This is a genomic window from Streptomyces sp. NPDC051172 (assembly GCF_040682555.1).
Classification (GTDB): domain Bacteria; phylum Actinomycetota; class Actinomycetes; order Streptomycetales; family Streptomycetaceae; genus Streptomyces.
This window is the reverse complement of the sequence record NZ_JBFBBE010000022.1, coordinates 1-18,981: the sequence shown is the minus strand read 5'-3', so window position 1 is coordinate 18,981 and position 18,981 is coordinate 1. Positions and strand designations below refer to the sequence as shown.

The window sequence follows — 18,981 nt, the reverse complement described above, 5'->3', positions numbered from 1 at the left end:
GGGCCGCCGGGTACCCGGCCCGCTCGCACGACCGCACGACCAAAACCCTCACAGACCCCTCTACAGGAGTTGCAGGATGACCGAGCGCACCGATGTGGTGGAGCTGCTCAAGGGGCAGCACACCCGGATCCGAGAACTGTTCGACGAGGTGGCGAACACCAAGGGCAGGGACCGCAAGCGGCACTTCCACGACCTCGTCCGACTCCTCGCGGTGCACGAGACCGCCGAGGAAGAGGTCGTCCATCCCTTCGCCCGCAAGAACATCGACGGCGGCGAGCTGGTCGTCAAGGACCGGATCGAGGAGGAGGAGAAGGCCAAGGCTGCCCTGTCCCGGCTGGACGACATGGACCCGGACTCGCCCGAGTTCCTGGACCAGTTCGCGGCCCTGCGCCAGGACGTGCTCGCCCACGCCGACAACGAGGAGCGGTACGAGTTCGCCCACTTCAACCGGGTCGCCGACCGCGACAGGCTGGAGACCCTGGCCCGCGCCGTGCAGGCGGCCGAGGCGCTGGCGCCCACGCGTCCGCACCCGGGCACCGACACCGCCCTGAAGAACGTGGCGGTGGGCCCGGTCGCGGCCGTCATCGACCGCACGCGTGACGTCGTACGCAAGGCGATGGGCTGATCCACGCCGCGGGGCGGCCGGGCCGAGGACGATCTCCCGAAACGATCGGAAGTGATCTCCTCGCCCGGCCGCCCCAACTAGGCTCTGCGCATGGACATTCTGGGAGCCACGCTGCGCATCTGCGTCGACGACCTGGAGACCGCGGTCCCGTTCTACGAACGTCTGGCGGGCGGCAGAGCCCAACGTTTCGAACGCGGCGGCGTCCAGGTGGCCGCGGTCGGCTGCTTCCTGCTGATGAGCGGTCCCGCGGCGGAGCTGGACGTGCTGCGCAAGATCTCCGCCACGATCGCCGTCAAGGACGTCGAGGAGACCCACCGGGTGCTCACCGAACTCGGCGCGCACATCGTCGCAGGCCCGGTGCCCACGCCGGGGGGCCGCAACCTGATCGCGATGCACCCGGACGGCATGGTGTACGAGTACGTGGACCGCAACGTGTAGGTCCTCACGCCTCCGGCGGTCGCATACGGAAGTCGTAGTGGGCCGGGAGCGGATCGTCGGTCAGTCTCGACCACAGGCGGCCGATCGCCTCCGCTCCCTCCCGCAGGTCGGCGACCTCGAAGCCCGCCCGGAAGACGTCCAGGGCCTCCTCCCGCAGCCCCTCCGCCAGCAGCAGCCCCGCCTCGATAAGCCGGAACCGGCCGCGCGCCCGGGTTGCGGGGTGCAGCCGTTCCCAGACCCCGCGCGCCTGAGCGGTGCGGCGTACGGCGAGCAGTGCCTCGATCGCCTCGCGGCCCAGCGCGGCCGTGGCCGCCGTCCAGCGTTCCCCGCCGTCGCGCCGCTCGTGGCACAGGTCGTCGAAGGCGTCCGCGTACCGGTCCGCGGCCCGTTCGTGGTTGCCGCTCTCCTGGTCGGCGACGGCGAGGCAGCGCAGCAACGGCCAGAGCGACGGGGCGAGTCCGAGGGCCCGCTCCCAGCTGCGCACCGCCTGCGCCCGGTCGCCGGCGTGCCACTGGGCGACACCGAGGTGGTACTCGGTGAGCGGGGTCGCGGGCGCGGTCTCCAGCATGTCCCGCCAGTGCGGGGCGACCAGCGTCTCGCCGGGGGGCCGCACCCGGCGCGGCTCGGGGAAGGCACCGGTCCGCAGCAGTTGCCGCCAGGGCTCCTGGGCCTCGCCGAGCGTGCTTTCGTCGAAGGGCGTGCCGGGCAGCTTCCAGTCGGCGCGCAGCACTTCGAGGGCGCCCCAGCCGGAGCCCACGGCGAGGATCTCGCCGGGTTCGGCGTCGGCGTGCGGCTTCCAGGCGGCGTGGGCGGAGTCGACGTCGGCGCGCGGGAGGGCGGCTTCCAGACGCGCCTCCACTTCGTCGGCGGCCTCCGGGGAGCTGAGCGGGCCGTAGGCCTCCAGCCACGACACCTCGCTCTCCGGTTCCAGCCGTACATGCTCCAGCTGGGTGCGGGCTAGCCCGGCCTGGATCTCCGAGTAGCCGCCCGTGCCGGGTTCGGTGAGCCATTGCTGCCAGCGGCGCCCGCCGGGTCCCTTACCCCAGACGAACAGCTTGCGTCCGCGCAGCAGGTCTGTGGAGGTCTGCACCAGACCGTGCCCGTCCTCGTCGAGGGCGGCGATCCAGCGCCGTCGCTCATCGGGCAGGTCGTAGAAGTAGTCCGCGGCGTAAGGGAGTCGCTGCACCTCGGCGCACGACGGTGCGGGCACCTTCCGCAGACGCCGCTCGTACCCGAACTGCCAGGCCTCCTCGGCGGGCGCCAGCACCCGGCGCTCCTCCGGTACGGCGATGTTGGACCACCAGTAGGCCGGCACGGGCCGCTCGTGCGGGTTGCGGATGCGCACGCCGACGTACAGGAAGCCGGAGTCCTCCGGCAGCCACAGGTCGACCTGGAAGGGCAGGTCGCGCAGCCGCTCCCACTCCCACAGCCGGAGCATCTCGCCGCCGTCGGGGGCAGGGACGCGGGCGGCGTGCAGCGGGGAACAGGAGAGGGTGGTGTGGCCGGTGGCGCCGATGTTCCATTCGATGCCGCCGGAGAACCAGGCGCCGTTGAGGGCGAAGTCGGCCGGCTGGAACACCGGGTTGCGGTACAGGAGTTCACGGCCGGTCGGCTTGTGCAGGAGGGAGGCGACACGGCCGCCGAGCCCGGGCAGCACGGTGGCGCGCAGTCGGCCGTTCTCGATCACGAGGGCGTCGAAGTCGCGGGGTTCACGCGCCCGCCCGTACCCGTCCCGGACCCGCACCGGCAGCAGACTGCGCAGCGGTTCGTAGCCGACCTGCCGGGCCATCTCCCGCGGCAGCTCGTCCCGGTCCCGGTCCTCGATGCGGTGAACCCCGTGCAGCAGCCGCAACGGGGGCAGCGGATTGTCCGGCCCCAACTCCGCGGCGGGCAACGTCAGTACCTCACGTCGGATGCTCGTCACGATCACCATGGAAGCCGCTCACCGGTGAGCCGGCCAGGGGCCCTACCGGTCAGGATTCCGCAAAGGGGGAACTGGCAGCGCCCCGCAGGGGCGCGGGGCTGTATCCATGTGCGGCTCCGCCGCGTGAGCGCGATCAACCACGAGGCGCAGCAGACAAACGACAACCCGTCGCTGCAATCAGAGCGAAGCGCCCCGCATCTCGGCGGTGATCGCCCAACGCTCATGATCCCGCCAGTCCCCGTCAATAAAAATCATCTTCGGCGAGAACCCCTCAAGCCGAAAACCACACGCGCGCGCCAGCGCAACGGACGCCGTGTTCTGCGGCTGCGCATTGATCTCCAGCCGATGCAACCGCATCGGCCCGAACGCGTACCCCACCACCAGGTCAAGGCCCTCCCGCATCAGCCCGCGCCCGGCGGCGTGCGCGAAGGCGCCGTAGCCGAGCGCGCCGCACTGGAAGCCGCCCTCGACGATGTTGTTGATGTTGATGTACCCGGCGATGGCCCCGGCCCCCTGCGCACCGTCCTTCTCGCAGACGAGGAACCCGGCCTTGGTCGGGTCCTCGATCAGCCGGCCCGCGTACGCGGTGTACGCGCCCGCGGTGTCCGGCGGGAACAGCCAGGGGTGGTGCAGGTCCTTGCTCTCGCGGGCACGGGCGGTGAACTCGGCACCGTCCTCGTAGGTGAAGTGACGTATACCCACGCGGGGGCCTTCGGCGAGGTAACCGGATGCGGTGTGCGGCATCCCGCCACCCTACGGCGGTCTAACGCGTCCGCCTCATGAAATACGCCCCGAGGAACGAACCGATCGCCGCCGCGACGAGCAGTGCCGTCGACAGGGGCATCGTGACCTCGGGGACCAGGAGGCGGATCCTGGTTGGGCGGGTGTTCTGGAAGATGAAGGTCAGGGCGAAGACGGCGAGCAGCAGGACGGTCACCCGGCCGGGCGTCACCGCCTGGCACCCGGCTCGGAGGTCTTCGGGCTCATGCCACCAGGATGCGCCCGAAGACCCCCTTGCGCACGGCGAGGAGCGCCCGCGGGGCGACTCACCCGCCGAGCACGGGCAGCTCCAGCACGCCGGTGTTCCCGGGCGCGCTCGCCACGGTCACCGCCTTGATCCCACGGTTGCCGAAGTACGCGTCGTCGCTCGCCGCGATCACGAACTGCAGCCGGTGCCCCTTCTGGTACCGGTGCACGATGCCCGGCAGGCTCACGGTGAAGCTCCTGGTCACATCCGGTACCCGGACCGGCGCGACCAGCCGGTGCACCAGCGTCTTGGTGCCGTCGGGCGCGAGGTCGTACAGCTTGGCGAACAGGACGAGCCGGTCGGCGGCGTTGTCGGAGTCCTGGGCCTTCGCGGCCTGCGGGGAGTCGACCCGGAGCGTGGCCCGCGGGGCGCCGACCACATCGGTGGTGCGGGTGAGCGGTTCGCCGGTCCAGGCGAGGTAGGTGCCCTCGGTGTCGAACGGCGCGGGGTCCGGCAGCCCGCCGAGCGCGGCCAGCGAGGTCTCGGAATGGCTGGTGGGAGTCAGCTGGTTGGCGTACGTACGGCTGCCCAGGGCCACCTTCTTGCCGTTGTCGACGAGTTTGCCGTCTCCGGAGAGATACAGCTTCCGGCTGAGGGCGGGCAGGTGGTCGGCCGTGGCGTATGCGTGGGCGGGGTCGGTGATCCAGTCGCGGTAGTAGGCGAAGGCCGGTCCGGTGTCGCTGTGCTGCCCCCGGAGGTAGTGGTCGAACCAGGACAGGATCCGCCTGCCGACATAACTGGCGTCCAAGTTGCCCTGGGCGAGGTTGAGTTCACCGTCCACCATGCCGCCGCTGTGCCCCCAGGACTGCCAGATCATCGCGGCGGGAGTGCCCTGGGCCTTGAGTGTCTTGTACGTCGCGGTCGCCTCGTTGAGGTTGAAGAGGCTGTCGGCCTGCCCCTGGATCAGCAGGGTGGGCGCCTGGACCCGGTTCAGGTACGCCGCCGGGGAGACGCTGTGGGCGTAGGCGAGCATCGCGGCGGTGGGGCCCGCGCGGTAGCTGCCGGAGTTCAGGGTGCGGATGGTGGCGCAGGCCCGGGTGACGAAGTGCAGACAGGTGAGGGAGTTGATCCGGGAGGGGTCGAGGTTCGGCTGCGTGAGCGTCTGGCCCTCGCCGAGGAGGTAGAACCCGTTGGTCCACTGCCACTTGAAGGCGCCGGGTACGGTGCCGCCGGCGTTGTTCGGGTCCAGCGCGTAGGCGAGGTTGTTCCAGGTGACCAGGGGGATCAGCGCGTCCACCCGGTGGTCGACGGCGGCCGTCGCCAGCTGGATGGCACCGCCGTACGAGCCGCCGATCATGCCGACCCGCGGGTCGCCCGCTCCGTCAAGGGTGACGAAGTCGGCCCTGGTGCCGTCGTCGGCGGCGCGCTTGCCGCCCAGGAAGTCGATCAGCCGGGAGGCAGCGGTGCCGTCGATGCCCGGGTCGTCGAGCGAGATCAGACAGCCGGAGCGGCCGAAGCCGAGCCCGGAGTAGATCAGGGACACATAGCCGCGCGAGGCCAGGGCCTTGCCGATGGCGTCGGTGGTGCCGTCGGACTTGCTGCCGCCGAAGCCGTTCGTGGCGAGCACGGCCGGGGCCCGGTGGGAGCTGTCGACGCCCGCCGGGCGGTAAAGGTCGGCGTCGACGGCGCAGCGGCGGCCGCCGGCCTGGACGGTGAACTTCAGTGCCGTGACGCTGTACTGGCCTGCCGCGGACACGGGAGGGGTGAGTGCCTGGGGCGCGGCGAGCGCCGCGCCCAGGGCGAGAGCGAGCGGAGCCCGGGATCTGAACACGCGTCGGGACACTGAGACCTCCACACTCAGGACAGCCCTGCTTACCGACCAGTAAGTAACCACCGCTTGTCATGGTGTGACACGCGTTATACGAGGTCAATCGCCCAGACGAGTGTTCTTGACGGATATTCAGTGAAGACGATCGCCCGTTCGGCTCAGAGAAGGGCAGGCTCGTCGAGCGTCAAGGTGCCCGCTTCGGCGTCGAGTTCGGCCCGCACACCGAAGGGGATGGTCAGCGCGCCCTCGCAGTGGCCGAAGCCGAACTCCTCGACGACGGGCACGCCGAAGTCCCCGAGCCGGTCCGCGAGGACGGCGCGCACTTCCTCGTAGGGACCGCACTTCACCCACGACCCGAGCGCGATCCCGTTGACGCCGTCGAGCCATCCACTGCGCAGCAGCTGGGTCAGCATCCGGTCGATGCGGTACGCCCGTTCGCCGACGTCCTCGATCAGCAGCAGCCCACCGCGGGCACCCTCGTGGGCGTGTGGCGTCCCGAGGTCGGAGGCGAGCATGCTCAGACATCCGCCCAGCGTGACGCCCCGGGCCCGCCCCGTCACCAGAGCGGTGCCGGCGGAGACGAGGGTGCGGACCCTCTCCGGAGCGAACAGGGTGGCTTTGAGGTGTTCCTGCGCACGGGCGTGCTTGATGAAGTCGATCCCGGCGGCCGCCGGTCCGTGCAGGGTGACCAGGCCCAGCCGGTTGGCGAACGCCTGGTGCAACACCGTGATGTCGCTGAAGCCCACGAACACCTTGGGCCCGGCGGCCCGCATCGCGTCCCAGTCGAGCAGGTCGACCATCCGCTGCGCCCCGTACCCGCCCCGCGCACACAGCACCGCGTCCACCGAGGGGTCGCACCAGGCGGCCTGCAGATCGGCGGCCCGGTCGGCGTCCGTGCCCGCCAGGTAGTCGAACTGGCCGTGCCGGTCCGGCACATGGGGTGCCACCAACGGGTCGAGGTCCCATCCCCGCAGCACGTCGAGACCGGCCTGCACCCGCTCCTCCGGCACCGGACCGCTGGGCGCGACGACGGCCACACGGGCGCCGGGGGCCAGCCGGGACGGGCGCAGGAGTTCTCTCACTTGGTCAGCTCCAATGTGGGGACACCGCGCGGGCTCAGCCCGAAGACCTGGGCGTAGAGGGAGAGTTCGGACTCCAGGACACGGATCATGGTCTCCGCCCGCCGGAACCCGTGCCCCTCCCCCTCGAAGGCGAGGTACGCGTGCGGCACCCGCCTGCCCTCCATCCGCGCCAGGAACCGTTCGCACTGGGCGGGCGGGCAGATCACGTCGTCCAGGCCCTGCAGCAGCAGGAAGGGTGCGGTGATGCGGTCGGCGTGCTCGGCGGGCGAGCGCTCCGCGTACCGGCCGGGCACCTCGGCGAGCGGCCCGACCAGGGTTTCCAGGTACTGCGACTCGAAGTCGTGGGTCTCCCCCGAGCCCCAGCCGGCCAGGTCGAGGATGGGGTAGAGGATCGTGCCGCAGGCGTAGACGTCGGTGGCGGCGAGGGAGGCGGCCGAGGTCCAGCCGCCCGCGCTGCCACCACGGATCGCGAGCCGCTCGCGGTCGGCGGTGCCCTCGTCGGCGAGGGCGAGCGCGACGGCCGCGCAGTCCTCGACGTCGACCACGCCCCACTGCTCGCGCAGCCGGTTGCGGTACTCGCGCCCGTGCCCGGTCGAGCCGCCGTAGTTCACCTCGGCGACACCGATGCCCCGGGAGGTGAAGTAGGCGATCTCCAGGTCGAGCACGAGCGGCGCCCGGCTGGTGGGGCCGCCGTGCACCCAGACGACGTACGGCGGCAGCTCGTCGCCGGGCGAGATGCAGCGCGGGTTGTGCGGCGGGTAGATGTGCGCGTGGATGTCGCGCCCGGCGGGGCCGGTGAAGGTGCGGATCTGAGGTTCGGGATAGTAGGCGGGGTCGACCGCGTCCTCGTGCTCGGCGCCGATCACGCGGGCCCGGCCGGCCCGGGTGTCGAGCTCCACCACCTCGTACGCGCTGCGCGGGCTCGCTCCGACGGTGACGACACGCTCGCCGTGCGCCGCGAGCGTGGACGCGAACTCGGTCCACGGCCCGGCTGCGTCGACGACCTCGCCGGTCTCCGGGTCGAGGATGCCGAGCGCGGTGGCGCCGCGGCCGTGCACCACGGCGATCAGTCCGCTGTCCAGCGGGGCGAACCAGCGCTGTCCGAGCTTCCACAGCGGCCCGCCGAACTCCTCCTCACGCGGACAGAGGGGGACGCCGTCACGGTAGAGGTTCCACCAGCCGGTGCGGTCGCTCGCGTAGAGGAGCGAGCCGTCCGGGGCCCAGTCCGCCTGGGCGATCGACTCGTCCGGACCGCCGGCGAGCGTGCGTGCCTCCCGCAGGGTGCCGTCCTCGGCGACCTGGGCCAGGACCAGTTCCGTGCCGTCCCACGGCATCAGCGGATGGTCCCAGGCGAGCCAGACCGCGCTGCGCCCGTCGGGCGAGACACGGGGACCGGTGACGAACCGGTGCCGGTCGTCGGTGAGCTCGCGCACGGCATCCCGGTCCTGGGCCGCCGAGCCGTCCAGCGGCACCGCGGCCAGGACGCGGCGCACATCGGTGGGTCCGTCGCCGGTGAACTCCTCCAACACGCACCACACTTCGCCCCGCTGCACGTGCAACTGCGGCTCCACCCAGCGCAGTCCGCCGCCCACGAGCGACACGGGTGTGAGGGGCCGCGGTTCGCTTCCGGGCTCGTAACGGTAGAGCCGCTGGTCGGCGAAGTTCACGAACACCACGAGCGGCCGTCCGTCCACGACCGTCCCGGCCCAGGGCTGTCCGCCGTACTCGATGACGCGGCTGCGGACGTTCCAGGGTGCGGGCAGCAGCGGCTCCTCCTCGCCGTCGGCGCGCCGCCGCACCAGGGTGCGGCGGCCGCCCTCGGTGGGGCGTGGCTCGGTCCACCACGCCTCGTCGCCCACGAAGCCCACGTACTCGGGCCGCCCGTCGTGCGCGGCGGCGAGCGCCGCGTCGATGGGCGAGGGCCAGGAACCGTACGGCAGTCTCTGCACGTTCTCCCCCAACTCGCCTAGGCCGTCCGCAGGAAGCGGTCGAGGACGCGGACACCGAAGTGCAGCGCCTCGACCGGGACCCGCTCGTCGACCCCGTGGAACATGGCCTGGTAGTCGTAGCCCTCCGGGAGCCTCAGCGGTGTGAAGCCGTACCCGGTGATGCCGAGCCGCGAGAACTGCTTGGCGTCCGTGCCGCCCGACATGCAGTACGGCACCACGTGCCCCTCGGGCGCGAACTCCTCCACGGCAGCACGCATCTTCGCGTACGTCGGCGAGTCCAGCGGCGCCTGGAGGGCCACCTCACGGTGGTGGAACTCCCAGTCCACGTCGGGTCCGGTGAGCTGGTCAAGGGTCGTGCGGAACTCGTCCTCGCCGCCGTGCAGATACCGCCCGTCGACATACGCGACGGCTTCCCCGGGGATCACATTGACCTTGTAACCCGCGTCCAGCATGGTCGGGTTGGCGCTGTTGCGGACGGTCGCCTCGACGAGCCCCGCGGCCGGACCGAGCTTTCCCAGCAGCCCGTCGATGTCGTCCAGGTCGACGTCGAGGCCGTAGAGCGCGGCGAGTTCGGTCAGAGCGGCCCACACGGTCGGTGTCGGCCGCAGCGGCCACTCGTGCTCACCGATGCGGGTGACCGCGGCGGCGAGACGGGTGACCGCGTTCTCCCTGTTCACCTTGGAGCCGTGTCCGGCCCGCCCGCGCGCGGTCAGCTTCAGCCAGCCCGTGCCGCGCTCACCGGCCGCGATCGGGTAGATCTGCCGCCCGCTGCCGTCGTGGAAGGTGAACGCCCCCGACTCGCTGACACCCTCGGTGCACCCCTCGAACAGCCCCGGGTGCTGATCGGCGAGGAACCCGGAACCGTCGCGGGCGCTGTCCTCCTCGTCGGCGGTGAAGGCGACGACGATGTCACGCCGGGGCCGCACACCCTGCCGCGCCCAGCTCCGCAGCACGGCCAGGATCATGGCGTCCATGTTCTTCATGTCGACGGCGCCGCGGCCCCACACCACCCCGTCGCGGACCTCTCCGGAGAAGGGGTGCACGGTCCAGTCGTCGGCCCTGGCGGGTACGACGTCCAGGTGACCGTGAAGGAGCAGCGCGTCGGCGGCCGGGTCGGTCCCCTCGATGCGCGCGACGACATTCGTGCGCCCCTCGGTGCGCTCCAGCATCGTGGGTTCGAGGCCCGCGCCGGCCAGTTGCTCGGCGGCGTACTCGGCGGCGGGCCGCTCCCGGCAGTCGCCGCCGCCGCGGTTGGTGGTGTCGATGCGGATGAGGTCAGAGGTGAACTTCACGACCTCGTCCAGAGCCTGCTGGTCAGCCATACTGCTCCTCCACGGCGGCCGAGACGATCGTGGTGACCGCCTTGAAGGTACGGATCCCCTCGTACATCGTCTCGCTGGTGTACGCCACTTTCCGCTCCCCGATCCGGCCGACGCCCGGCACGACGGTGGCGGCCATGGCGAGATGCTCGGCGTCGAATTCGAGCGCGACGGTGAACGGCCCCGCCTGGACGGGCTGGTGGCGGACCGCCAGCCGAGCCGCCTCCTTGGCGGCGGCCCGGATGTCGGATGCGGTCCTGGCCGGCGTACGGCACACGGCCGCGTACCGCGACACATGGTCCTTGACGGCGACCTTCAGCGCCTCGGGCGCATACCCGAGGGCGTCCTCGCAGGCCACGTCGTCGCCGGTGACGAGGGTGACGGGCACCCCGTACTCGGCGACGACATGCGCGTTGAGCAGGCCCTCACTGGCGCGTACGTCGTTCAGCCACACCCCGGTGATGGAGTTGGCGAGGTAGGTGTGGGCCAGGACGCCCTCCATCCCGGCACCCGCGTGATAGCCCACGAAGGCGATGCCGTCCACGTCCCCGTGCTGCACGCCCTCGACCATGGAGAGGGACTTGTGCCGCCCGGTGAGCATCTCCGTCCGCTCGTCGAGCTGCTCGAGGAGCAGGTTGCGCATGGTCCAGTGGGCCTCGTTGACGAGGACCTCGTCCGCCCCGCCGTCGAAGAACCCCAGCACGGCGGCATTGACGTCCGAGGTGAACATCGAACGGCACCGCTCCCACTGCGGTGTCCCCGGCAGCACGTCGGCCGGCCAGGTCACCCCCGTGGCGCCCTCCATGTCGGCGCTGATCAGGATCTTCATGGAGCGCCACGTTACGCGCCGCGGGGGAAACCGGCCAGGAAGCAGAGGTCAGAGCGTACGGCGGAACAGGTCCAGCAGCGCCACCCGGTGCCTTCGACCACAGGCGCGCGGCCATGGCGATAGAGGACATCGGGGACGAGGACCATGTAACCGGCCGCGGCGAGGCGGTCGGCCGTCGACCTCAGGTGCTGGAGCAGGACGGCGGGGTGCGGGGCGTTGTCGTCGGGGCGGGCGAGGTAGGCGTCGGAGGTCGGGATGTCGACGGAGGTTCCCTGGTCGGCGGTCATGGGAGGTGAGTTCCTTCACGCGGGCGGCGGGGACCGGGACACCGGGCGTCTCGAAGAACCAACGCTGGCTCTCCTCCTGGCTCAGCCCCTCGTCCGGCCGCTCCCCCCATGTACGGCTGTACGTAGACCGGCTGCCGGGCTCGGTGCGATGCCCTCAGCTCGTGCGCCCCGCCACCAGCCACTTGGACGGCAGCACGATCCGGTTGCCTTCGGCGTCGAACTCGGTGGTGGTCAAGGGGAGTTCGCCGCTCGCGAGGACGGTGAGGCCGGCCGTGCGCAGATACTCGGGCACGGCGTCGTCGGCGACTTCACCGGGGGCGATGCCGTGCCGGAAGATCGGTGCGAGCTTGGCCGGTGGTCCGGCGGGGCTCTGCGCCAGGCCCAGCAGGACGGGCTTGGCGGCCTCGGAGAGTTCGACGAGGAAGACCCGGCCGCGCTCCCCGACCAACGCGGCGATCCCGTCCACCATGGGCTGCCGGTCGTCCGGTTCGGCCTGGTGCAGGACGCCGCGCACATAGACGTTGGCGTCGCCGATCTCGGCGTGCAGCGTCTCCGTCTCACTCTTCTCGACGGCGTCCAGCACGCGGTACGTCGCCTGTCCGGCGGGGTCGGCGTGCCGGGCGTGGTCGACGGCGGCAGCGGACAGATCCGCGCCGACCACACGCCTGAAGCGGTCGGCGAGGAAACGGGTCTGGGTGCCGTTGCCGCAGCCGAGGTCCACCATCGCAAGGCTGGGATCGGCGAGGTGCGGTTCGAACAGGACCAGATGTATCCCGACGGTCAGGGTGGGCTCCGCGTCCCAGAACACGGCCCCCTGTTCCTCCGGGGCTGCACGCCAGAAGCCCTCCCAGGCCTCGCGGTACCGACTCGTCACGCTCATGCCCAACTCCCCAGGGTGCGACGTACTGGCCCGATTCAAGTGACGGGCGAGTACGGTCTATCGCGCCCCGGTCACGGCTACAAGCGCGCGGCGCATTCCTTCACTCCGCATTCGAGAGGCGTGCGCCCCCGGGCGCCCCTGGCCTGCCTGATGTGCAGTCAGCAGGTGTCCGTCGTGCGGTCAGCACCGGGGCAGGGTCAGTTCGAACCAGACGGTCTTGCCCGCCTTCGTACGGCTGGTGCCCCACTCGCGGGCGAGGGCGCTGACCACGCGCAGTCCGCGTCCGAACTCCTCCTCCGGGCCGGCGCTGCGCAGGGTCGGCAGGTCATGGTCGTCGTCGTCCACCTCGCACAGCAGGGTGTCGCCGCGGACGAGCCGCAGTTCGACGGGGCAGCTGTGGGAGTGCCGTACGGCGTTGGTGACGAGTTCGCTGACCAACAGCTCGGCGTTGGGGGCCAGTTTGGCGAGCCCCCAGTCGTGGAGCTGTTCGCGGACGACGGCACGCGCGCGGCCGACCTCGATCGGATCGAGGGCCAGCCGCCACTCGGCGACGTCGTCCGGCTCGATGCCGTTGAGGCGAGCCATCAGCAGAGCCACGTCGTCCTTGCGGCCGCCGCGGCCCGCTTCTGAAAATGTCGCAGCGAGGGCGCGGATGATGGAGTCGCACGCGTCGTCCATGGAGGCGGCCGGGTGGGCGGCGGACTCGCTGAGGGTCGCGAGGCCCACGCCGATGTCCTCGCCGCGCACCTCGACCAGTCCGTCGGTGCACATCACGATGCGGTCCCCGGGCTCCACGCGCACGCGTACCGCTTCGAAGGGCACTCCGCCGACGCCGATGGGCGCACCCGTCGGCAGGTCGAGCAGCTCGCTGCGGCCGTCCCCGGCACGGACCAGCACCGGCGGGATGTGGCCTGCGTTGGCGATGAGCAGTTCGCTCGCGATCGGGTCGTAGACGGCGTACAGACACGTCGCCAGGTAGGTGTCGCCGAGGCGCTGGGCGAGGTCGTCGAGGTTGCGCAGGAGCTGGGCGGGCGGCAGGTCGAGGGCGGCCATGGTCTGCACGGCCGTACGCAACTGTCCCATCATGGCGGCCGAGTTGAGGCCGTGGCCCATGACGTCGCCGACGACCAGTGCGGTGCGGGCACCGGGCAGCTTCACGGAGTCGAACCAGTCGCCGCCGACCCGGCCGAGGAGCGTGCCCGGCAGATATCGGGTGGCGATGTCGCAGCCCGCCATGCGCGGCGGGATGTGCGGCAGCATGCTGTCCTGGAGGGCCTCGGCGACGGACTCCTGGTACGTGTACATGCGCGCGTTGTCGAGCACGAGGCCCGCGCGGGCGGCGAGTTCGGCGCCGGTGACCCGGTCCATGTCGTTGAACTCGACGCGCTCCGGGTGGCGCAGCAGGATCATGAAGCCGAGCACCACGTTGCGTGCCTTCAGGGGCACGATCAGCATGGAGCGGTTGGTGATGAGCGGCCGGATGTCACGCTTCTCGAACTGCGAGGCGATGGCATGGCCCATCTCCTCGCTGATGCGCGGCACCAGGACGGGCTCGCCGCTGGTCATGCACTGGAAGAACGGCGTGTGCGCCGGGAAGGGCATGGCTTCGCCGACCGGGACGACGTCGTCCCAGCGGCCCGGTTCGTCGGTGTGCTCGAGGGCGACCCGGTGCCACATCGTGGTCGTGTCCGGCACGCCGTCCGGGAACCCCTCGCCGGCGACGACCTGTTCGCGCAGATAGGTGCCGGCGACGTCCGTGAAGCGCGGGACGACGGCCTTGCTGACCTCGATGATGGTCGTGGCCAGGTCGAGTGAGGTGCCGATCTTCCCACTGACCTCGTTGAGGAACTCCAGGTGTTCGCGTACGGCGGCGTACTCGAGGTCCTCGGCGTCGTCGGCGAGTTCGTGCGGTAACGGCAGGCCCTCGGCCGCCGCCCGCGCCGCCCGCTCGCGCCGGGCCTTGCGCTCGATGCGCCGCGGGACGCCCCAGTCCGGGGTGACCGGTACCCGGTCGTTCTGGCTGAACTCCAGGACCGGATAGCCCAGTTCGAGGACCTGCGCGACGATGCGGGCGCTTTCGTCGACACTCATGCTGGGCAGGATCTCGGGCAGCCTGCGGGCCAGCTCCTCGGCACCGGGGAAGTCCGTGTGCAGGGCGAAACCGGGTGCGATCCGCTCGAACGCCAGGTCCCCTTCGCTGCCGTCAGGTTCGTCCTGGCGGAGTCCCGCGGTATCGGCGGCAAGCACGAGCAGCCGCTCGCGCCCCGGGCCCACCAGGGGGTACGCCCACCACAGCACATCCACGCGCGCGTGGACGACGTCGTGTTCCGGGACGGTGAGCCGGGCGCGGCCCGCGGCCGGGTAGGAGAGCCTGCCGTCGAGGGACGACTCCAGGTCGGGGCCGAGTCCGTCGTACGCACCGTACGACCCGTACGGGCTGATGTCCTCGTCCTCGGGCAGTGCGCCGGAGACGGGCAGCAGGTCCAGCGCGGCGCGGCCTATCGCGTCGTCCTTGGGAACTCCGAAGAGCCGGCCCGCGCCCCTGCTCCAGTGGGAGACGAGGCCGTCACGGTCCACCACGACCACGGCCAGCGGGATGCGGCCTGCCACGGCGGATGCCGTCGCCGCGCCGGTCCCAGCTCCGCGGCTGGGAGGCGTGTCCCTCTCGGTGCCACGGTCGGTGCCATTGTCCATGGCCCAGGCCCTCTCTCCCCACGGCTCCGCAAGATCTGTGCCGCCTACTCCACCGTACGGCTCGGCCCGGTGGTGATGTGCGGCAATGCGTGAATTGATGCAACGGAACGATCCTCGCGCGCGGGGGCGCGCGCCGGAGCGTATGACACCACGTCAGTCCTCGTGGCCCAACTGCAGATCCCGCTCGGTCCGTCCGCCTCTTGCGACCTGGAGCACGGTGGCGACCGGCGGGTAACCGGCCGCGATGACGGTGTACTCGCCGGAGGACAGGTCGACGAACCGGAACGTTCCGTCGAGGCCGGTGGTGAGCGTGTCCACCACATTGCCCGCCGCGTCGAGCAGTGTCACGCGCGCGTCCTCGACGGGCCGCCCGCCGCTGGTGCGCACGGTGCCGCGCAGTACGGCGCCGCCCGCGAGCTCGACGTCCTGGCGGGTCTCGCGGGCGGCCTGGACGGTGACGGGGAGCGCCGCCGGGCGGAATCCGGGCGCGCTCGCGGCGAGGGTGTACTCGCCGGCCACCAGCTCGGTGATGACGTAGCCGCCCTCGCGTCCACTGCGGGTGGTGGCGACGACCTCGCCGCGTACGTCGGTGAGCGTGACGGTGGCGTCGCGCACGGGGGTGCCGTCGGCGGTGAGCACACCGCCGGCGAGGCGTCCGGCGCCGCCGAGGACGACATCCAGCTCCACGGGGCGCTCGCCCACGGTGACGGAGACGGCCTGCGGCTGGTGGCCGCCCGCGGCGGCGATGAGGACGTACGACCCCGTGCCGGGCGTGGACAGCGCGTACCGCCCGTCCTCGCCACTGGCGCCCCGCCCGATCTGCTGTCCGGTGGCGTCGATGAGGGTGAGCGCGGCGCGGGGGACGACGGTCCCGTCGGGGTGCTGCACCGTGCCGCAGACGGGGACTCCGGCGGCGTGCGGCGAACGGGCGTGCGGGATCGCGGTGGCCGCGGGCTCGGTTTCGGCGGCGTTGTAGGACACCAGGGGTTTCTCCTTGAGGAAGAACGCGATGAGCAGGCCGAGGGCGAGCACCGGCACCAGGTAGAGGAAGATCCGGGGCATGGCGTCGGCGTACGCGCGGATGTAGTCGTCGCGCAGCGGCGCGGGCAGTGCGTGGACGAGCTGCGGGGTGATGGACTCCGGGTCGGGAAGCTGTGCACCCGCGCGCGTGGGGAGCCGTTTTTCCAGGGCGTCGGTGAGCCGGCCGGCGAAGAGGGTGCCGAAGATCGCGGCGCCGACGCTGCCGCCGATCTGCCGGAAGTAGTTGTTGGCACTGGTGGCGGTGCCGAGGTCGGCGGGGCGCACGGAGTTCTGCACGGCGAGGATCAGGACCGGCATCACCATGCCGATGCCGGCGCCGAGCACGGCCATCCAGAGGCTGTAGTGCAGTCGTGGCGTGTCGACCTGGAGGCGGGAGAGCAGCCACATGCCGACGACGGAGACGGCGCTGCCGAGAACGGGATAGATCTTGTAGCGCCCGGTGCGGCTGATGAGCTGCCCGGAGACGATCGAGGCGCCTACGATGCCGCCCATCATGGGCAGCATCAGCAGGCCCGACTCGGTGGCGGAGGCCCCGTCGACCATCTGCAGAAAGGTCGGCAGATAGCTGGCGGCGCCGAACAGCGCGACGCCGATCACCAGGCCCACCAGACCGGTGACGTTGAAGACGGAGTCCCTGAACAGCCGCAGCGGGATGAGGGGTTCGACGGCGAAGTGCTCGACGACGAGGAAGAGGACGCCGGCGGCCGCTGCTCCCGCACCGAGTCCGAGGATCATCCGCGAGTCCCAGGCGTACTCGGTGCCGCCCCAACTGGTCAGCAGTACCAGGCAGGTGGACGCGGCGGCGAGCAGCAGCGCACCGAGCACGTCGAGCCGCGCCTTGGCCTGCGGCCTCGGGAGTTTCAGTACGACGGTGACGACGGCCAGGGTGACCAGGCCGAAGGGGACGTTGAAGTAGAAGCACCAGCGCCAGGAGAGGTGGTCCGTGAAGTACCCGCCCAGCAAGGGGCCGGCCACGGACGCGAGGCCGAACGCGGCGCCGATCAGACCCATGAACCGCCCGCGCCGACGGGGCGGCACGATGTCCGCGATGATCGCCTGCACGCCGATCATCAGCCCGCCCGCGCCGACGCCCTGGACCGCGCGGAAGGCGATCAGCTGGTCCATGCTCTGCGCCCGGCCCGCGAGCGCGGCACCGATCACGAAGACGACGATGGCGAACTGGAAGACGCTCTTGCGGCCGAGCAGGTCGCCGAGCTTGCCGTAGACCGGGAGGCCCACGGTGGCCGTCAGGAGGTAGGCGGTGATCGCCCAGGACATCCTGTCCAGGCCGTGCAGCTCGCCGACGATCTTCGGGAGCGCGGTGGCGACGATCATCTGCTCCAGTGCGGCGAGCAGCAGCGCCAGCATCAGCCCGAGGAAGACCAACCGCACCCGGCGCGGGCTCAGTTCGACCGGTCCGGCCGGTGCGGCGGGGGCCTGCGGGGGCGCCACGGCGGGTCCGCCCCGCCGTTCGCCCTGCACCGTCGTCCCGCTCACGTACCGCTCCCCTCGCCGCGCTGCCACACAATCCCGCTCAAGGCGGCAACTACGGGCAAGCGCGACGAGTTACGGAAGACCGGCGGGGCGCAAGGAGATCCACTCGATCCGGTGAGGGGCGTCAACGGCGCCCGAGCGGCAGGTACCTACTTCTCGACCTCGGTGGCGAGCTTCTGCAGCACGGCGTCGTAGATCCGGCCGAGGCCCTTGGGCGCGAAGGTCTTCTCGAAGAAGCCGCCGATGCCGCCGGCGCCGTTCCAGACGGTGGTCACGACGACGCGGGACCTGCCCTCGCCTGCCGGAGTGACCCGCCAGGTGGTGACCATGGAGGAGTTGCGGTCCTTCTCGACGAGCTCGCCGTCGGTGGGCTCGCTGACCTCCAGGAGGCAGTCGCGCACGCGCTTGCTGGTGGCCTGGAGCCTCCAGTGGACGAGGGTGCCCTCGCCGTCGCCGCCCTCGCGCACCTCGTACTCGCTGAAGTGCTCGGGCAGCAGCTTCGCGCGCGTGCCGCTGTAGTCGGCGAGGGCGTCGAACACCTTCTCCGCGTCTGCCGCGACGACCCGCTCGGTAGTGGCCTCGACCTGCGCCATCGGTTTCCTCCAGGACTTGCTGCTCTCGGGGTTGGGGCAAGCCAACCACCCCCGCCCACGGCCGCCCAAATCGGGGTGCCCGAGGACGCCCTTCGGGGCCGGCGGAGCGATCGGAATCAGGCCTTGCACGGGAAATCGAACACGTGTTTCACTCGGGGCAGCGCTACCGAGGAGGCGTCATGCGGTGGGAGAACCTCACAGTGGAGTCCGGCGGGCACAGCCGGGCGGCGGACGCCGCGCTGTTCGGCGCGGACGCGGTGGTGAGCCGCACCTTCGACACGCCTGAGTTCCGTGGCATCACCTTCCACGAGGTGCGGGCCCGCTCGATCATCAACCGGGTGCCGGGCGCCTCGCGCATGCCCTTCGAGTGGACGGTGAATCCGTACCGCGGCTGCTCGCACGCGTGCGTGTACTGCACTGCCTGACCCTATTGAGCCCGGGAGGGCCGATGCTCAGCACTCCGAACGCGGACAAGGCATGGAAAGGCATGACGAGGTCCTTCCCGACCCCGGAGGGGCCAGTCCAGTATGCCGCCGCGACCAAGGCGGAGAGGACGGCCTACGCCGTGCTGCTGAATCCACCGGCCGCGCGCTCAGGCGACGCCGACGCAAGTCAGTGGCTGCTGCTGCGCGACCGCACAGCGAAGCGCCTGTAGCCGGCGCACCAGCAGCAGCCACACTTCAGGAACGCGTCAGTCGCCCAGGACACCTCTGCATGCGATGCGCTGGCCGACTGAAGCCTGTGATCCGGCCGTCGTCGGACGGCCCACGGGCCGAACGCTACGTCGCCCATCGTCTCCGGGGTAGAGCCGGGTGATCGTCACAGCCCTGGCGACCTCGGGGTGTCTGCGCAGGCGGCCTTGGTGCGCCGCCGGGAGGGCGGGCGGGCATGGGCAGGGCCACCCGCCCGAGCGCGACGGACAGCATGGTCTTGCCGCAAGGCCGGGAAGTTAAGGCTGGCTGGGGCGCTGTCCAGGCGCGGGTGGGCGTGCTGGCCCTGCGGTGAATGACGAACGGGACCGCTGGTAGATC

15 protein-coding genes and 2 pseudogenes are annotated in these 18,981 nt (G+C 71.3%); 4 read left to right on the top strand and 13 right to left on the bottom strand.

The features are described 5' to 3' along the window. Window positions 1-76: 76 nt before the first annotated feature. Both AB0N07_RS15890 and AB0N07_RS15885 read left to right on the top strand, forming a co-directional pair. Window positions 77-625: a hemerythrin domain-containing protein gene (locus AB0N07_RS15890; protein ID WP_365835212.1), complete on the top strand. Its 549-nt coding sequence runs from the start codon at window positions 77-79 to the stop codon at window positions 623-625. Between the two features lie 90 nt (window positions 626-715). After that, a complete protein-coding gene (locus AB0N07_RS15885) occupies window positions 716-1,063 on the top strand; it encodes a VOC family protein (RefSeq protein ID WP_099932448.1) in 348 nt (115 codons plus the stop codon). A gap of 4 nt (window positions 1,064-1,067) precedes the next feature. On the opposite strand, the gene AB0N07_RS15880 is transcribed toward AB0N07_RS15885, so the two are convergent. The 13 genes and pseudogenes from AB0N07_RS15880 to AB0N07_RS15820 all read right to left on the bottom strand — a co-directional run bounded on the left by AB0N07_RS15880 (window position 1,068) and on the right by AB0N07_RS15820 (window position 17,950). Continuing rightward, window positions 1,068-2,996, bottom strand: coding sequence for a DUF5107 domain-containing protein (locus tag AB0N07_RS15880; RefSeq protein ID WP_365835210.1), 1,929 nt, complete (start codon window positions 2,994-2,996; stop codon window positions 1,068-1,070). A gap of 168 nt (window positions 2,997-3,164) precedes the next feature. Beyond that, window positions 3,165-3,731, bottom strand: coding sequence for a GNAT family protein (locus tag AB0N07_RS15875; RefSeq protein ID WP_365835208.1), 567 nt, complete (start codon window positions 3,729-3,731; stop codon window positions 3,165-3,167). Between the two features lie 19 nt (window positions 3,732-3,750). Further along, window positions 3,751-3,939: a LapA family protein gene (locus tag AB0N07_RS15870; protein ID WP_365835206.1), complete on the bottom strand. Its 189-nt coding sequence runs from the start codon at window positions 3,937-3,939 to the stop codon at window positions 3,751-3,753. A gap of 94 nt (window positions 3,940-4,033) precedes the next feature. Further along, window positions 4,034-5,797, bottom strand: a complete 1,764-nt coding sequence (locus AB0N07_RS15865; RefSeq protein ID WP_365835204.1) for a CocE/NonD family hydrolase — start codon at window positions 5,795-5,797, stop codon at window positions 4,034-4,036. Between the two features lie 143 nt (window positions 5,798-5,940). Continuing rightward, window positions 5,941-6,864: an LD-carboxypeptidase gene (locus AB0N07_RS15860; protein ID WP_365835202.1), complete on the bottom strand. Its 924-nt coding sequence runs from the start codon at window positions 6,862-6,864 to the stop codon at window positions 5,941-5,943. Continuing rightward, window positions 6,861-8,813: a prolyl oligopeptidase family serine peptidase gene (locus tag AB0N07_RS15855; RefSeq protein ID WP_365835200.1), complete on the bottom strand. Its 1,953-nt coding sequence runs from the start codon at window positions 8,811-8,813 to the stop codon at window positions 6,861-6,863. The genes AB0N07_RS15860 and AB0N07_RS15855 overlap by 4 nt, the downstream gene beginning before the upstream one ends. A 17-nt stretch (window positions 8,814-8,830) precedes the next feature. Next, a complete protein-coding gene (locus tag AB0N07_RS15850) occupies window positions 8,831-10,135 on the bottom strand; it encodes a M20/M25/M40 family metallo-hydrolase (protein ID WP_365835198.1) in 1,305 nt (434 codons plus the stop codon). After that, window positions 10,128-10,961, bottom strand: coding sequence for a M55 family metallopeptidase (locus AB0N07_RS15845; protein ID WP_365835196.1), 834 nt, complete (start codon window positions 10,959-10,961; stop codon window positions 10,128-10,130). Before AB0N07_RS15845 ends, AB0N07_RS15850 begins: the two co-directional genes overlap by 8 nt. 92 nt (window positions 10,962-11,053) lie before the next feature. Then, a pseudogene (locus tag AB0N07_RS15840) lies at window positions 11,054-11,248 on the bottom strand (dienelactone hydrolase family protein); the annotation flags it as partial. Window positions 11,249-11,402: 154 nt separating this feature from the next. Continuing rightward, window positions 11,403-12,128 carry a class I SAM-dependent methyltransferase gene (locus AB0N07_RS15835; RefSeq protein WP_365835194.1) on the bottom strand — a complete coding sequence of 242 codons (726 nt, stop codon included), beginning with the start codon at window positions 12,126-12,128 and terminating at the stop codon, window positions 11,403-11,405. A gap of 180 nt (window positions 12,129-12,308) precedes the next feature. Next, on the bottom strand, window positions 12,309-14,822 hold the full coding sequence (locus AB0N07_RS15830) for a SpoIIE family protein phosphatase (RefSeq protein ID WP_365835192.1): 2,514 nt from the start codon (window positions 14,820-14,822) through the stop codon (window positions 12,309-12,311). Between the two features lie 153 nt (window positions 14,823-14,975). Beyond that, on the bottom strand, window positions 14,976-17,315 hold the full coding sequence (locus AB0N07_RS15825) for an MFS transporter (protein WP_365835393.1): 2,340 nt from the start codon (window positions 17,313-17,315) through the stop codon (window positions 14,976-14,978). A gap of 191 nt (window positions 17,316-17,506) precedes the next feature. Next, window positions 17,507-17,950 (bottom strand): SRPBCC family protein, encoded by a 444-nt coding sequence (locus AB0N07_RS15820; protein WP_365835190.1) that lies wholly within the window; start codon window positions 17,948-17,950, stop codon window positions 17,507-17,509. Between the two features lie 179 nt (window positions 17,951-18,129). Between AB0N07_RS15820 and AB0N07_RS15815 the strand changes: the two are divergent. After that, a pseudogene (locus AB0N07_RS15815) lies at window positions 18,130-18,366 on the top strand (radical SAM protein); the annotation flags it as partial. A gap of 32 nt (window positions 18,367-18,398) precedes the next feature. Next, window positions 18,399-18,605, top strand: coding sequence for a hypothetical protein (locus AB0N07_RS15810; protein ID WP_365835188.1), 207 nt, complete (start codon window positions 18,399-18,401; stop codon window positions 18,603-18,605). Window positions 18,606-18,981: the final 376 nt, after the last annotated feature.

What these genes read in the sequence shown, in the direction of transcription:
- AB0N07_RS15890 (WP_365835212.1), top strand. Translation starts at nt 77, where the DNA reads ATGACCGAGCGCACCGATGTGGTGGAGCTGCTCAAGGGGCAGCACACC.
- AB0N07_RS15885 (WP_099932448.1), top strand. Translation starts at nt 716, where the DNA reads ATGGACATTCTGGGAGCCACGCTGCGCATCTGCGTCGACGACCTGGAG.
- AB0N07_RS15880 (WP_365835210.1), bottom strand. Translation starts at nt 2,996, where the DNA reads ATGGTGATCGTGACGAGCATCCGACGTGAGGTACTGACGTTGCCCGCC.
- AB0N07_RS15875 (WP_365835208.1), bottom strand. Translation starts at nt 3,731, where the DNA reads ATGCCGCACACCGCATCCGGTTACCTCGCCGAAGGCCCCCGCGTGGGT.
- AB0N07_RS15850 (WP_365835198.1), bottom strand. Translation starts at nt 10,135, where the DNA reads ATGGCTGACCAGCAGGCTCTGGACGAGGTCGTGAAGTTCACCTCTGAC.
- AB0N07_RS15845 (WP_365835196.1), bottom strand. Translation starts at nt 10,961, where the DNA reads ATGAAGATCCTGATCAGCGCCGACATGGAGGGCGCCACGGGGGTGACC.
- AB0N07_RS15835 (WP_365835194.1), bottom strand. Translation starts at nt 12,128, where the DNA reads ATGAGCGTGACGAGTCGGTACCGCGAGGCCTGGGAGGGCTTCTGGCGT.
- AB0N07_RS15830 (WP_365835192.1), bottom strand. Translation starts at nt 14,822, where the DNA reads ATGGACAATGGCACCGACCGTGGCACCGAGAGGGACACGCCTCCCAGC.
- AB0N07_RS15820 (WP_365835190.1), bottom strand. Translation starts at nt 17,950, where the DNA reads ATGGCGCAGGTCGAGGCCACTACCGAGCGGGTCGTCGCGGCAGACGCG.
- AB0N07_RS15810 (WP_365835188.1), top strand. Translation starts at nt 18,399, where the DNA reads ATGCTCAGCACTCCGAACGCGGACAAGGCATGGAAAGGCATGACGAGG.